The 13,958-nt window shown below is 69.7% G+C and carries 10 protein-coding genes; all 10 read right to left on the bottom strand.

All coding sequences use genetic code 11. The annotated features are described in order from the left end of the window. Positions 1 to 30: 30 nt before the first annotated feature. Positions 31 to 1,107, bottom strand: coding sequence for a peptide chain release factor 1 (gene prfA, locus OG736_RS29735; RefSeq protein ID WP_020131189.1), 1,077 nt, complete (start codon positions 1,105 to 1,107; stop codon positions 31 to 33). Positions 1,108 to 1,216: 109 nt separating this feature from the next. Then, positions 1,217 to 1,441, bottom strand: coding sequence for a 50S ribosomal protein L31 (gene rpmE, locus OG736_RS29730; protein ID WP_054239908.1), 225 nt, complete (start codon positions 1,439 to 1,441; stop codon positions 1,217 to 1,219). Positions 1,442 to 1,590: 149 nt separating this feature from the next. Continuing rightward, a complete protein-coding gene (locus tag OG736_RS29725; protein WP_327185109.1) occupies positions 1,591 to 2,730 on the bottom strand; it encodes an LCP family protein in 1,140 nt (379 codons plus the stop codon). A gap of 169 nt (positions 2,731 to 2,899) precedes the next feature. Beyond that, entirely contained in the window at positions 2,900 to 4,705 is a 1,806-nt protein-coding gene (locus tag OG736_RS29720; protein WP_327185108.1) for a trypsin-like serine protease, read from the bottom strand. A gap of 195 nt (positions 4,706 to 4,900) precedes the next feature. After that, complete coding sequence (gene rho, locus OG736_RS29715; protein ID WP_327185107.1) at positions 4,901 to 6,949, bottom strand: transcription termination factor Rho; 2,049 nt, start codon at positions 6,947 to 6,949, stop codon at positions 4,901 to 4,903. A 405-nt stretch (positions 6,950 to 7,354) separates the two neighbouring features. Further along, the gene (gene thrB / locus OG736_RS29710) at positions 7,355 to 8,299 is read right to left on the bottom strand and encodes a homoserine kinase (RefSeq protein WP_020131194.1); all 945 of its coding nucleotides are present in this window, start codon (positions 8,297 to 8,299) and stop codon (positions 7,355 to 7,357) included. Positions 8,300 to 8,592: 293 nt separating this feature from the next. Continuing rightward, positions 8,593 to 9,651: a threonine synthase gene (thrC, locus tag OG736_RS29705; RefSeq protein WP_142266183.1), complete on the bottom strand. Its 1,059-nt coding sequence runs from the start codon at positions 9,649 to 9,651 to the stop codon at positions 8,593 to 8,595. Between the two features lie 6 nt (positions 9,652 to 9,657). Next, a complete protein-coding gene (locus OG736_RS29700; RefSeq protein ID WP_028807061.1) occupies positions 9,658 to 10,956 on the bottom strand; it encodes a homoserine dehydrogenase in 1,299 nt (432 codons plus the stop codon). Positions 10,957 to 11,252: 296 nt separating this feature from the next. Beyond that, complete coding sequence (gene lysA / locus OG736_RS29695; RefSeq protein WP_327185106.1) at positions 11,253 to 12,644, bottom strand: diaminopimelate decarboxylase; 1,392 nt, start codon at positions 12,642 to 12,644, stop codon at positions 11,253 to 11,255. Positions 12,645 to 12,659: 15 nt separating this feature from the next. Further along, positions 12,660 to 13,724, bottom strand: a complete 1,065-nt coding sequence (gene nrtL / locus OG736_RS29690) for an ArgS-related anticodon-binding protein NrtL (protein WP_327185105.1) — start codon at positions 13,722 to 13,724, stop codon at positions 12,660 to 12,662. Positions 13,725 to 13,958 lie beyond the last annotated feature (234 nt).

Genomic DNA, 13,958 nt, shown 5'->3' with positions numbered 1-13,958 from the left:
CGTACTCGTCGTGCGTACGTCCTACAACGCTTACGCGGCTGCGAGCTTGGCGGCCGAGTCCGCGTCGACGCAGGCCTGGATCACCGCGTCGAGGTCGCCGTCCAGGACCTGGTCCAGGTTGTACGACTTGAAGCCGACGCGGTGGTCCGAGATGCGGTTCTCCGGGAAGTTGTACGTGCGGATCTTCTCGGAGCGGTCGACGGTGCGGACCTGGCTGCGGCGGGCGTCGGCGGCCTCCCGCTCCGCTTCCTCCTGCGCCGCTGCGAGCAGCCTGGAGCGCAGGATACGCATCGCCTGCTCCTTGTTCTGCAACTGGCTCTTCTCGTTCTGGCAGGAGGCGACGACTCCGGTGGGAATGTGCGTGATGCGCACGGCGGAGTCGGTGGTGTTGACGGACTGCCCGCCGGGCCCGGAGGACCGGTAGACGTCGATGCGGAGGTCGTTCGCGTTGATCTCGACGTCGACCTCCTCGGCCTCGGGCGTCACGAGCACACCGGCGGCGGAGGTGTGGATCCGCCCCTGGGACTCGGTCGCGGGAACCCGCTGCACCCGGTGCACGCCGCCTTCGTACTTCATCCGCGCCCAGACGCCCTGCCCGGGCTCGGTGGCGCCCTGTCCGCCCTTGGTCTTCACCGCGACCTGGACGTCCTTGTAGCCGCCCAGCTCGGACTCGGTCGCGTCGATGATCTCGGTCTTCCAGCCGACGCGCTCGGCGTACCGGAGGTACATGCGCAGCAGGTCGCCGGCGAACAGGGCCGACTCGTCGCCGCCCGCGCCCGCCTTGATCTCGAGGATGACGTCCTTGTCGTCGGACGGGTCCCGGGGCACGAGCAGCAGCCGCAGCTTCTCCGTGAGCTCCTCGCGCTGCTTCTCCAGCTCCTTGACCTCGGCGGCGAAGTCCGGGTCGGCGGAGGCGAACTCGCGCGCGGTCTCGACATCGTCGCCGGTCTGCTTCCAGGAGCGGTACGTGCCGACGATGGGCGTCAGCTCGGCGTAGCGCTTGTTCAGCTTGCGCGCGTTGGCCTGGTCGGAGTGGACCGACGGGTCGGCCAGCTTCTTCTCCAGGTCGGCGTGCTCTCCGAGCAGCTCCTCGACGGCCTCGAACATGATGCGCTCCTGAATGACGTACGTGGGGGAAGGGCAAGCGACCAAAAACGCCGGTCCCGGCCGTGCCCCTGGGCGGGGACACTGCCGCGGACCGGCGAAGAGGTGCTCGCTACTTCGTGGAGCCGGCGGAAGCCTTGCCGAAGCGGGCCTCGAAGCGGGCCACACGGCCACCGGTGTCGAGGATCTTCTGCTTGCCCGTGTAGAACGGGTGGCACTCGGAGCAGACGTCGGCGCGGATGGAACCGCTCTCGATCGTGCTACGGGTGGTGAACGAGGCGCCACAGGTGCAGCTGACCTGCGTCTCGACGTACTCGGGGTGGATTTCGCGCTTCAAGGTGTCTCCTAGTTTCGGGAGGGCGCCGGGTCGCTGTCGCGGGATACGACCAACGTGAACCGGGGCCGACGTACCAGTCTGCCAGGACTGGCCGCATCCCCCAAAACCGGGGGGCGGGGGGATCTATTCCCCGGGCTGCGCGAAGGCCGTCAGGACGACGTCACGACCCCCGCCGCCTCGCCCGTGGCGGTGCCCTCGGTGGCGGTCTTCGGGATGGGCCGGTCGTTCTTCAGGGCCGTCCACACCTGCTTGGCCTTCGCCTCGGCGACGATGACCCGGTTGAGGTTGGACGGGTCGTACCGGACCGGCATCGTGACCATGTTCATGTTGTCCGCGCTGATGCCCTTGAGCCCGTTCGCGAAGGACATCAGGGAGTTCAGCGAGCCGAGCTCGGAATCCGCCGTGACGGCCTTGGTCGCGGTGTTGGCGAGGTCGTACAGCTTGGTGCCGCTGGTGAACAGGCCGACATGCTTGACCTGGTTGACCAGGGCCTTGATGAAGGCCTGCTGGAGCTGGATGCGGCCGAGGTCGGAGCCGTCGCCGACGCCGTGCCGGGTGCGGACCAGGCCGAGGGCCTGCTCGCCGGTGAGCGTGTGCGTGCCGGCCTTGAGGTTCAGGTGGCTGTCGGGGTCGTCGATGGCCTTGGTCGTGGTGACCGCGACGCCGCCGAGTTCGTCGATGAGCTCCTCGAAGCCGGAGAAGTCGACTTCCAGGTAGTGGTCCATACGGATGCCGCTGATCGACTCGACCGTCTTCACGGCGCAGGCGGCGCCACCCGTCGAGTACGCCGAGTTGAACATGACGTCGGACGCGGCGTCGTGCGTGACACCGCTGGTGTCGGTGCAGGCGGGGCGGTCTATGAGCGTGTCGCGCGGTATGGAGACCACGCTGGCCTTCTTGTGGCCCTCGTACACGTGGATGATCATCGCGGTGTCGGAGCGGGCGCTGCCGTCGTCCGTGCCGCCGCCGAGCTTCTTGTTGGCGCCGGAACGGGTGTCCGAGCCGAGCACGAGGATGTTCTCGGAGCCGTTGTCGACCTTGGTGGGCCGGTCGGTGCCCAGGGCCTGGTCGATGTCGACGCTCTTGATGTTGCCGTTGAGCTTGAAGTAGAGGTAGCCGACACCGGTGCCGCCCAGCACGAGGATGCCCGCGGCGGTCCACGCGGCGATCAGCACCCCCTTGCGTCGGCCACGCTGCCTGCGGTGGCGCGGACCGTTGCTGCCGGCCGCCCCGCTCGTCGTGCCGGTCTCACCCGGGGTTCCGGGCTCCGGCGTGCTCTCGGCGGACATGTGCTCCTCTGTTCTCGTGCAACCTCACCATCGTCACTCCGCCAGGTCAGACGGGGAAACTCGGGACAGGGTTGCACAACGCGTCGTGCCCGGTCCGTGACGGACCGGGCACGCCGCGTGACCCGGGTGAGCGAGGTCTACCCCCGCTCACCTGCGGGTTCGGCCGGACTCAGCCGAACAGGTCGTACTGCTTGAAAGACGTCCCGAGTGAGACCCTTGTGGCAAAGATCGCAGTGGTGGCCTTTCCGGTGCCCTTGTACAGGTACAGGGTGCCTGCCGGAGTGCGGGCCAGCAGGTCGGCCAGACCGTCGCCGTTGACGTCTCCGACGGCGGCGATGACGTTGTACGTGGTGTTGCTCCAGGTCGCGACCTTGATCCGGGCCGCGAAGGCGCTCGTGGCGGTGCCGTTGCCCTTGTAGAGGTAGACCGCGCCGGTGGCCTTGTCGCGGGCGATCAGGTCCGTCTTGCCGTCGAAGCTGAAGTCGCCGTGACCGCGCACGACGTTGTACGCGTTCCAGCCCGTGCCGTTCTTGACGGGCGCGGAGAAGGTGCCGTTGCCCTTGCCCGGGTAGACCCAGAGCGCGCCGGCCGAGTCCACGGCGAGCAGGTCCGGAAGGTAGTCGCCCGTGACGTCGCCGGGGGCGACGATCTGGGTGCGGGTCTTCCAGTTGTCGCCGATCAGCTTGGTCGCCCAGGTCCCGCTGGAAGGCAACCAGTGCTTCCAGAAGACGTCGCCGTCCGAGGTGCGGCGCAGGATCAGGTCCTGGTGGCCGTCGCGGTCCAGGTCGGTCTGGACGACGAGGTTGTAGGCGCTCATGGAGCCCCAGGAGTCGCCGCCGGCCAGCGAGGTGCCCTTGGAGTACAGGTCGCGCGCGACCTTGGTGGACGCGTTGCGCACCCACAGGTCGGCGAGGTGGTCGTAGTTGCGGTTGGTGTCGTCCATGCGCGGGTACGCGCTGGCGGCGTACGTGGAGATCTTGCTGAAGACGCTGTACGCGCCGCTCTCGACGCAGTCCTTCACGCCCCAGGACACGACACCCACGATGCGGTTCTCGCCGGCCGCGTTCTTGACGATCAGCGGGCCGCCGGAGTCGCCGTTGCAGGCGGTGGTGGTGCCCGTGTCGCTGCCGGTGGCGGGCGTGCCCGCGCACACCATGTGCCCCTTGAGGTACTCGGCGCCGTAGTAGCCCGAGCAGGTGGCGTTCGACTGGATCGGCAGCTCGGCCGTCTTCAGGGTGTCGGAGATGTCCTGCGTGGCGGAGCTGGTGCGGCCCCAGCCGTACAGCGTGGCCTTGGTGCCGGTCGCGTACGACGCGCTGTCGGTGTTCGTGGTCATCTTGATCGGCGTGGCCGTGACCGGCGTCTCCAGCGTCAGCACGGCGACGTCGTTGTCGAGCGTCGTGTCGCTGTACGACCAGTGGTTCCACTGCCGCGAGGGGAGCGAGACGGTGCCGCCGTGCGCGTTGCCGTCGGCGGACAGCAGCTGCGTGCTGCCCGTGATGACGAAGCCGTTGGCATACCAGTTGTAGCCCTTGACGCAGTGCGCCGCGGTGAGGATCTTCGTCGGCGAGATCACGGAGCCACCGCAGAAGAAGCCGATGTCGTCGCCGGTGGTGTCGGTGCCCCGGTCGTCGGAGTACCAGAGCTGGGCCATCCACGGCGCGGTGGCGATCGTCGTCGTGGTGCCGCCGATGATCTTCGGATTGATCTTGCTCGGGCTTGCGCTCGCGCTCAGGGACTCCTTGGCGCTCGCCCCCGGTGTCTCGTCACCGGTGACGGCGACAGCGGCCCGCTCCTTGAGCTCCGCGGCCGACATCGTCCGTGCGGGCGCCGGCGACGGTGGCGTCTCGGCGGCCTCGGCCGAGGACAGGAACAGCGCACCGGCGACCGCGGCGGCCAGACCGGCCGCGGCGACGGGCAGCGCGATCCGTATCCGGCGTCTGTGCCGACCGCCCCCTGACGTGGGTGTACCCACTCAGTCCCCCCTAGGGATCAAGAAAATCGAAAAAGTTCGATCTGAAGATTGCGTGAAGAGCGAGATCGTATCCCGCTGCACGGCACGGCCGAGGGCCGCCCCCTGCTGCAGGGGACGGCCCTCGGCCGGTGTTCGGCGGAACCACGTCAGACGTCAGACGTCAGTCATCAATCTTCAGTCGTCGGACGACAGTTGTCAGTCGTTGTTGCCCGTCGACGGCGTCGTCTTCTGGATCTGCATCAGGAACTCGCCGTTCGACTTCGTCTGCTTCATCTTGTCGAGGAGCAGCTCGATCGCCTGCTGCTGGTCGAGCGCGTGCAGCACTCGGCGCAGCTTCCAGGTGACGGCGAGCTCCTCGTTGCCGAGCAGGATCTCTTCCTTACGGGTACCGGACGCGTCGACGTCCACCGCCGGGAAGATGCGCTTGTCGGCGAGCTTCCGGTCGAGCTTGAGCTCCATGTTGCCGGTGCCCTTGAACTCCTCGAAGATCACCTCGTCCATGCGGGACCCGGTGTCCACCAGAGCGGTGGCGAGGATGGTCAGCGAGCCGCCGTCCTCGATGTTGCGGGCCGCACCGAAGAAGCGCTTCGGCGGGTACAGGGCGGTCGAGTCGACACCACCGGACAGGATGCGGCCGGAGGCCGGGGCGGCGAGGTTGTACGCACGGCCCAGACGCGTGATCGAGTCGAGCAGCACGACCACGTCGTGGCCCAGCTCCACCAGACGCTTGGCGCGCTCGATGGCGAGCTCGGCGACCGTGGTGTGGTCCTCGGCCGGGCGGTCGAAGGTCGAGGAGATGACCTCGCCCTTCACCGACCGCTGCATGTCGGTGACCTCTTCCGGACGCTCGTCCACCAGGACGACCATCAGGTGGCACTCGGGGTTGTTGTGCGTGATCGCGTTGGCGATCGCCTGCATGATCATGGTCTTGCCGGTCTTCGGCGGGGCCACGATCAGACCGCGCTGGCCCTTGCCGATCGGCGACACGAGGTCGATGATGCGGGTCGTCAGCACGCCCGGGTCCGTCTCCAGACGGAGGCGGTCCTGCGGGTAGAGCGGGGTCAGCTTGTTGAACTCCGGTCGCCCGCGCCCGGAATCGGGCGCCATGCCGTTGGTGGAGTCCAGCCGGACGAGCGCGTTGAACTTCTCGCGACGCTCGCCGTCCTTGGGCTGACGGACCGCGCCGGTGACGTGGTCGCCCTTGCGCAGACCGTTCTTGCGGACCTGGGCGAGCGAGACGTACACGTCGTTGGGACCCGGCAGGTAGCCCGACGTACGGATGAACGCGTAGTTGTCGAGGATGTCCAGGATGCCCGCGACGGGAATCAGGACGTCGTCGTCGGCGACCTGCGGCTCGGCGGCGCCGATCTCGTCACGCCCACGACGGCCACGGCGGTCGCGGTAACGGCCACGCCGGCCACGCCGGCCATCGCCGAACTCGTCGTCGTCCTGGGGGCCGTTGTCGCGCTGCTGGCGGTCCTGACGGCCACCGCTCTGCTGCTGACCCTGCTGCTGGCCACCCCGCTGCTGCTGGCCGCCACCCTGCTGGTCGTCGCCCTTGCGACGGTCGCCGCGGTCGCCGCGGTCGCCACGCTCACCGCGGTCGCGGCCGCGCTCACGGCGGTCGCGGCGGCGGCCCTCGCCACCGTCGGCGTCGCCCCTGGCGTCGCCCTGCGGCTGCGCCTGGGACTCGCTCTGCGCCGGGGCGGACGCCTCGGCCTTCGGGGCGGCCTTCGCCTCGGCGACGACCGTCTCCGGGCTGCCCGCGTCGGCGGTGGCGCGGCGGCGACGGCGCTCGGTGGGCGCGTCGTTGCTGGCCGGCTGGCCGGGGATCTCGATCTGCTGCTGGGCCACGGCCTTCTCGGCGGGGGCCTCGGCCTTGGCGGTGTCCGCCTTCTTCTCGGCGGCCTCGTCGCCGGTGCGCGCCTTGGAGGTGGCGCGGCGCTTGGGCTTGGTCTCGGCGGCGTCCCCGGCGGGGGTCGTCGCGGCCTTGGGAGCGGCTGCTCCGCCTCCCGCCTGCGCCTCCTTGATGACCTCGATCAGCTGGCTCTTGCGCATACGCGCCGTGCCCCTGATACCGAGGCCGGATGCGACCTGCTGAAGCTCGGCCAGCACCATGCCCTCGAGGCCGGTACCGCGGCGCCGCCGGGAGCCGGCACCGGTGGCAGGCGCGGAGGCGTCCGTGGCGGGCGCGGCAGCGGTCTCCTCGACACGTGCGCCCATCAGATCGGTGGTGTCGCTCACGAAGGGTCCTTCCCTGGAGCGGACGTCGGCCTGTCTGGCTCGGCGACCGGTTGTGCTGTCCGACTTCGGTCCTTGCTGTGGCGAAGCCGGGGCGGTGGTCCGCCAAAGCGGCGGAAGAGAATTTGCTGGTGATGGCGCTACCGCGACGTGCCATGACACTCAGTGTCACGCGGCGTGGTCGCACCAATTCCGGAGCGTGCCCTGTGGACCACTCAGCGTCGCTGTACTGCGTACTGCCCAGGTACGACGTACGGAACGCAGTGCGGCTTGGGGAGCTCCCGGAAGAATGTCTGTCCCGAAGGGGGACGCGAAGCACCTCGCCATGGTGGGGTCGGGTGCAGACTTGAGGTTAACACTACCGGATCCAACAAACATTCCCCCTCTCGAAATCCGGCAACCGTGCGCTTAAATGTCGCCGGAGTGGCTGTCACCAGCGGGTGCGAGCGGCAGTACGCACGCGCCCTTCAGGTCCAGGGCCAGGCGGTTCGCGGCCCAGTCCGCGCCGGCCGAGGCCTCGATCTTGTCGGCGGTGCCCGCGTCGGCCAGCGCCATCACGGTGGGTCCGGCGCCGGAGATGACGGCGGGAATCCCGTCGGCGCGCAGCCTTTCCACCAGTGCCGCGCTCTCGGGCATCGCCGGTGCGCGGTACTCCTGGTGCAGACGGTCCTCGGTGGCGGGCAGCAGCAGTTCGGGACGCCGGGTGAGGGCCTCGACGAGCAGTGCGGCCCGGCCCGCGTTGGCGGCGGCGTCGACGTGCGGGACGGAACGAGGGAGCAGGCCGCGCGCGGTCTCGGTGAGAACCGGCTTCCCGGGCACGAAAACCACCGGAACGATGGAATCGGCGGGCTCCATCCTGATCGCCCGCGCGGCGCCCGCCTCCATCCAGGACAGGCTGAACCCGCCCAGCAGACAGGCCGCCACGTTGTCCGGGTGACCCTCGATCTCGGTCGCGAGCTCGAGCAGGGCCGCGTCGTCGAGCTTGCTCTCGCCGCCTATGGTCACCGCGCGCGCGGCGACGATTCCGGCGCAGATCGCGGCGGAGGAGGAGCCGAGGCCACGGCCGTGCGGGATGCGGTTGGCGCAGACGATCTCCAGGCCGCGCGGCTGGCCGCCCAGGACGTCGAAGGCGGTGCGCAGGGAGCGGACGAGGAGGTGCTTCTCGTCGCGCGGCAGCGTCTCGCTGCCCTCCCCCGCGATGTCGATGTGCAGCCCGGAATCGGCCACCCGGACGACGACGTCGTCGTAGAGCCCCAGTGCGAGGCCGAAGGCGTCGAAGCCCGGGCCGAGGTTGGCGCTGGTGGCGGGAACGCGCACCCGGACGGGGGCGGCGCGGAAGGCGGGACCGGCCATCTCGCGATGACTCTCCTTGAGCTGCGGGACTGTCGAATGACATTCGATATGTACGGGAGACCTGTACGGAGAACCCTGGAGTCCGCGGAGACGACGCGGCAACGACACGGCGACGACGCGGCACTGCGGCATATGCGGCGGGCGGATTCAGTACAGCCTATCGAAGGAAGGTTCTGTGGCGACATAGGGCGCACGGGCGGCGCACGATGCGTGTCGTAAGCCCCCTGTGCACCCCTGCGCGGGAAAGCCCCCTGCGCGTCGCCCGCGAGTGACACGGGCGACGCACGGTCCGTCTACGCGAGGCCGAGGCGCTCGGCCGCCGTCACCGCGTCGACCGGCACGGTGACGGGCTGCGGGGCGCCGGCGACGGCCCAGTCGGGGTCCTTCAGACCGTTGCCGGTGACGGTGCACACGATCTTCTGCCCCGGGTCGACCTTGCCCTGCTCGGCGGCCTTCAGCAGACCGGCCACGGACGCGGCGGACGCGGGCTCCACGAAGACACCCTCCTGCGCGGCCAACAGCCGGTAGGCGCGCAGAATCTCACGGTCCGTCACCTCGTCGATGAAGCCGCCGGACTCCTCCTGCGCGGCCAGCGCGAACTTCCAGGAGGCCGGGTTGCCGATGCGGATCGCGGTGGCGATGGTCGACGGGTCCTTGACGACCTCGCCGCGCACGATCGGGGCGCTGCCCGACGCCTGGAATCCCCACATACGGGGGGTCCGTACGGCGATCTTGTCGGCGGCGTACTCCTGGTACCCCTTCCAGTACGCGGTGATGTTGCCCGCGTTGCCGACCGGCAGGACGTGGATGTCGGGGGCGTCGCCGAGCATGTCCACGATCTCGAACGCGGCCGTCTTCTGGCCCTCGATGCGCACCGGGTTCACCGAATTGACCAGCGCCACCGGGTAGTTGTCGCTCAGCGCACGGGCGAGCGTGAGGCAGTCGTCGAAGTTGCCGTCGACCTGGAGGATCTTCGCGCCGTGGACGAGGGCCTGGCCCATCTTGCCGATCGCGATCTTGCCCTGCGGGACGAGGACGGCACAGACCATGCCGGCCCGCACCGCGTACGCGGCGGCGGACGCGGAGGTGTTGCCGGTGGAGGCGCAGATGACGGCCTGCGCGCCCTCCTCCTTGGCCCGCGTGATGGCCATGGTCATGCCGCGGTCCTTGAAGGACCCGGTGGGGTTGGCACCCTCCACCTTGAGGTGGACCTCGCAGCCCGTGCGCTCGGAGAGCACCTGCGCGGGCACGAGGGGCGTGCCGCCCTCACGGAGCGTCACGACGGGCGTGCTGTCGGAAACCGGCAGCCGGTCCCGGTACTCCTCGATGATTCCGCGCCACTGGTGGGTCATTGCTGGTTACTCTCCTTCAACCCGCATGATGCTGGCGACACCCCGCACGGTGTCGAGCTTGCGCAGCGCCTCGACGGTCCCGGTGAGGGAGGCGTCGGACGCGCGGTGGGTGACGACGACGAGAGAAGCCTCGCCGTCGCTGTCCTGTCGCCCTTGCTGGCGAACCGTATCGATGGACACCCCGTGCTCGGCGAACACGGTCGCCACCTGGGCGAGAACACCCGGTTTGTCGGCGACGTCCAGACTGATGTGGTAGCGCGTGACGACGTCGCCCATCGGCGACACCGGCAGGGCGGCATACGCCGACTCGCCGGGCCCCGTTGCCCCGCTGAGCCGGTTGCGGCAGACGGCGACGAGGTCGCCGAGCACGGCGGAGGCGGTGGGAGCACCGCCGGCGCCGGGACCGTAGAACATGAGCTGCCCGGCCGCGTCCGACTCCACGAACACGGCGTTGTAGGCGCCGCGCACGGAGGCCAGCGGGTGGCTCAGCGGAATCATCGCCGGGTGCACGCGCGCGGTGACCGACCCGCCGTCCGCGGCCCGCTCACAGATGGCGAGCAGCTTGATGGTGCAGCCCATCTCCCTGGCGGAGGCGAAGTCGGACGCGGTCACCTCGGTCATGCCCTCGCGGTAGACGTCGTCGAGGCGCACGCGCGTGTGGAAGGCGATCCCGGCGAGGATGGCCGCCTTGGCGGCGGCGTCGAACGCCTCGACATCGGCCGTGGGGTCGGCCTCGGCGTATCCCAGGGCGGTGGCCTCGTCGAGGGCCTCCTGATACCCGGCGCCGGTGGAGTCCATCTTGTCGAGGATGAAGTTGGTGGTGCCGTTGACGATCCCCAGCACCCGGTTGACCTTGTCGCCGGCGAGGGACTCGCGCAGCGGCCGGATCAGCGGGATGGCACCGGCGACGGAGGCCTCGTAGTAGAGGTCCTCGCCGTGCTCCTCGGCGGCCGCGTGCAGCGCGGCACCGTCCTGCGCGAGGAGCGCCTTGTTCGCGGAGACGACGGAGGCGCCGTACTCGAAAGCGGTGGTGATGAGCGTACGAGCGGGCTCGATGCCGCCGATGACCTCGACGACGACGTCGATGTCGCCGCGCTTGACGAGGGCGGTGGCGTCGGTGGTGACGAGGGCGGGGTCGATGCCCTCACGGACCCGGGAGGGCCGCCGAACGGCCACACCGGCGAGTTCCACCGGGGCCCCGATCCGCGCGGCGAGGTCGTCGGCGTGCGTCGTCATGATGCGCGCCACCTCTGAGCCGACCACTCCACAGCCCAGCAGCGCCACCTTCAGCGGACGCGTACGCATCATCCGACCTCGTTTCCTCATACCGTCTACGGTTGTTTCCGGTTGCCCCAGTCTCACTCACCGGACCGGAGTTTCTATCCCTGGTCCGGATCGTGAGACATCTATTTCATTTTTACAGGGGCGGCAGACAGGAGATCTTCCGCCCTTTTCCGTCGGCGTATGCCGGCCGTTTCCGGCAGTCGTTTCCGCCAGCGGTCGTGTCCGCCGTCCCGCCGTCCGTTCCGCCCCCTGTTTCTCGGCTGTTCCCGACTGTTTCTCGACTGCTCCCAGCTGTTCCCGACCGTTCCCGGCTGCCCTCAGCCGACGTCGAGTCGCAGCAGGTCCTCCTCGGTCTCGCGCCGCACGATGACCCGCGACTCCCCCTCGCGCACGGCGACCACGGGCGGCCGCAGCACATGGTTGTAGTTGCTGGCCATCGACCGGCAGTACGCGCCCGTGGCGGGTACTGCGATCAGGTCACCCGGTGCCAGGTCGGAGGGCAGGAACGCGTCCTTCACGACGATGTCGCCGCTCTCGCAGTGCTTGCCGACGACCCGCGCGAGCATCGGCTCGGCGTCGGAGGTCCGGGAGACCAGCGCGACGCTGTACTCCGCGTCGTACAGCGCGGTACGGATGTTGTCCGACATGCCGCCGTCGACGGAGACGTACGTACGCAGCCCGTCGAGGGGCTTGATGGTGCCGACCTCGTAGAGGGTGAAGGCGGTGGGGCCGACGATGGCGCGCCCCGGCTCGACGGAGATACGAGGAGTGCGGAGCCGGGCGCCCTCGCACTCACGGGTGACGATCTCGGTGAGCGCCTTGGCGATCTCGTGGGGTTCGCGGGGATCGTCGTCGCTGGTGTAGGCGATCCCGAGCCCACCGCCGAGGTCGATCTCGGGCAGCTCGACGCCGTGCTCGTCGCGGATGTCCTTGAGCAGTCCGACGACCCGGTGGGCGGCGACCTCGAAGCCGGACATGTCGAAGATCTGCGACCCGATGTGGGAGTGCAGTCCGATGAGTTCGAGCCCGTCGAGCTGAAGAGCCCGCCGGACGGCTTCCGCCGCCTGTCCGCCCGCGAGCGGAATCCCGAACTTCTGGTCCTCGTGCGCGGTGGCGATGAACTCGTGCGTATGGGCCTCGACGCCGACGGTGATACGAATCTGCACCCGCTGCCGCTTACCGAGGGACTGCGCGACATGGGCGACGCGCACGATCTCCTGGAAGGAGTCGAGAACGATACGCCCGACCCCGGCGTCGATGGCACGGTGAATTTCGTCGACGGACTTGTTGTTGCCGTGGAAGGCGATGCGATCGGCGGGCATGCCGGCGGAAAGGGCGGTGGCGAGCTCGCCGCCCGAACAGACGTCGAGGTTGAGCCCCTCCTCGTGCAGCCACCGCACGACGGCCCGGGACAGGAACGCCTTGCCGGCGTAGAAGACGTCGGCGTCGGTCCCGAAGGCGGTACGCCAGGCACGGGCCCGCTCGCGGAAGTCGGCCTCGTCGAGGATGTAGGCGGGGGTGCCGTACTCCTCGGCGAGAGCGGCGACGTCGACACCGCCCACGGTCAGCACACCGTCGGTGTTTCGGGTGACGGTGTGCGCCCAGACCTTCGGGTGGAGGGCGTTGAGATCGGCGGGCGGGGCGGAGTAGTGGCCCTCCGGAAAGACGTCGGCGTGACGGGGCCCGGCGGGGTGGGCGGAACGGCTCATCTTTGGCGTGCTCTTTCAGAGATGGTCGGGTGCGTCGATGCCGAGCAGGGACAGGCCGCCGGCCAGCACCGTCCCGGCGGCTTCGGCAAGCGCGAGCCGGGCACGGTGGGCGGCCGAGGGTTTCTCCTCACCACGGGGCAGGACGATGGGGAGAAGAGGGGTGACGGCGTCGGCGACGGCGAGGAGATGCCGGGCGAGACGGTCGGGAGCGTGCTGTGCCGCCGCCGCGGCCAGGATGCGCGGATGGTCGGCGAGGGCGATCTCGAGTGCGCGTACGTCCGGGACGACTCCGGGGTGGGCGTCGAAGCCCAGGTCGGCGGCGTTACGGCTGAGCGCCCGGGTGCGGGCGTGGGCGTAACGGACCCGGAAGAGCGGGTTGCCCTCCCGCTGGGACAGGTACTCGGAGGTGATGCGGGGCCGGTCATGAGCGGCGGGGTGGAGCAGAGCCCAACGACCGGCGTCGCGACCGAGCGACACGGGATCGGCCGGGGCGGCGGGGACGGGACGCACGTTGACCTCGAGCGGAGCCGGCGCGTCGGACGTGCCGTACGCGTCGACCCCGACCCCGAGCACCTCGGTCCACTCCCGCTCGGGACGCGCCACACAGCTGGTACGGACGAGGGCGCCCTGCGAACGCAGCACACGGGCCACGACGTCCATGACGACGACGGCACGGACCTCATGCGGGGCATGCAGCTGCACGACCTGCCCGGTGGGCCGATCGGCGTACCCGTACCCCACCCCACTCCGGCCCTGGCTCCGCAGGATCTCGCTGACGAGCGCGACCGACCCCTGCGCCCCCTGCAGGCTGATGTTGAGAAACCCGGGCCCGGTGACGACGACGTCACCGACCCCGGCGGCACCGAGAAGATACGGCCGGAGAACCTCGGCGACCCGCTGCGGCGGCTGCCCGGCCGGCCGCGCGAGCTGGAGGGCGATGTTGGTCGCGTAGTCCCCACAGCCACCGGGCCCCGGAACGGTGACCACGGCCCGCGGGGGTACGACCACACTCAGCTCCCCGTCATCGACAGCACGACGCACCGCGCGCAGCACGGTGTGTGAGAGCTCGACGGGGGTCACGGGACAAGCGTAGGGGAGGAGGGGGGTGGGTAGGCGACCCGGTTTACCAGCGGTCCGGGATGTGGACCGGGAGGGGTCGGGAGGTGAGGAGGCGGGACATGGGGCGCAGAGGGGGATGGGGGCGGAGTGCTGGGCGGACCGCAATGGGCAATGGTTTCGGGCGGCAGGGCCCACCGGGACCGTACAGACCGGCACCTGACCTGGACGGGCGCCGGGACTTGATCTACCGACGTG

Origin of the sequence: Streptomyces sp. NBC_01334 (assembly GCF_035983595.1) — a bacterium.
Classification (GTDB): Bacteria; Actinomycetota; Actinomycetes; order Streptomycetales; family Streptomycetaceae; genus Streptomyces; species Streptomyces coriariae.
This window is presented reverse-complemented; position numbering and strand designations above follow the sequence as displayed.

Excerpts from the sequence above, each read along its gene's own strand:
- thrC (WP_142266183.1), bottom strand. The coding sequence starts at position 9,651 with ATGACCCACCAGTGGCGCGGAATCATCGAGGAGTACCGGGACCGGCTG.
- OG736_RS29700 (WP_028807061.1), bottom strand. The coding sequence starts at position 10,956 with ATGCGTACGCGTCCGCTGAAGGTGGCGCTGCTGGGCTGTGGAGTGGTC.
- lysA (WP_327185106.1), bottom strand. The coding sequence starts at position 12,644 with ATGAGCCGTTCCGCCCACCCCGCCGGGCCCCGTCACGCCGACGTCTTT.
- thrB (WP_020131194.1), bottom strand. The coding sequence starts at position 8,299 with ATGGCCGGTCCCGCCTTCCGCGCCGCCCCCGTCCGGGTGCGCGTTCCC.
- OG736_RS29725 (WP_327185109.1), bottom strand. The coding sequence starts at position 2,730 with ATGTCCGCCGAGAGCACGCCGGAGCCCGGAACCCCGGGTGAGACCGGC.
- prfA (WP_020131189.1), bottom strand. The coding sequence starts at position 1,107 with ATGTTCGAGGCCGTCGAGGAGCTGCTCGGAGAGCACGCCGACCTGGAG.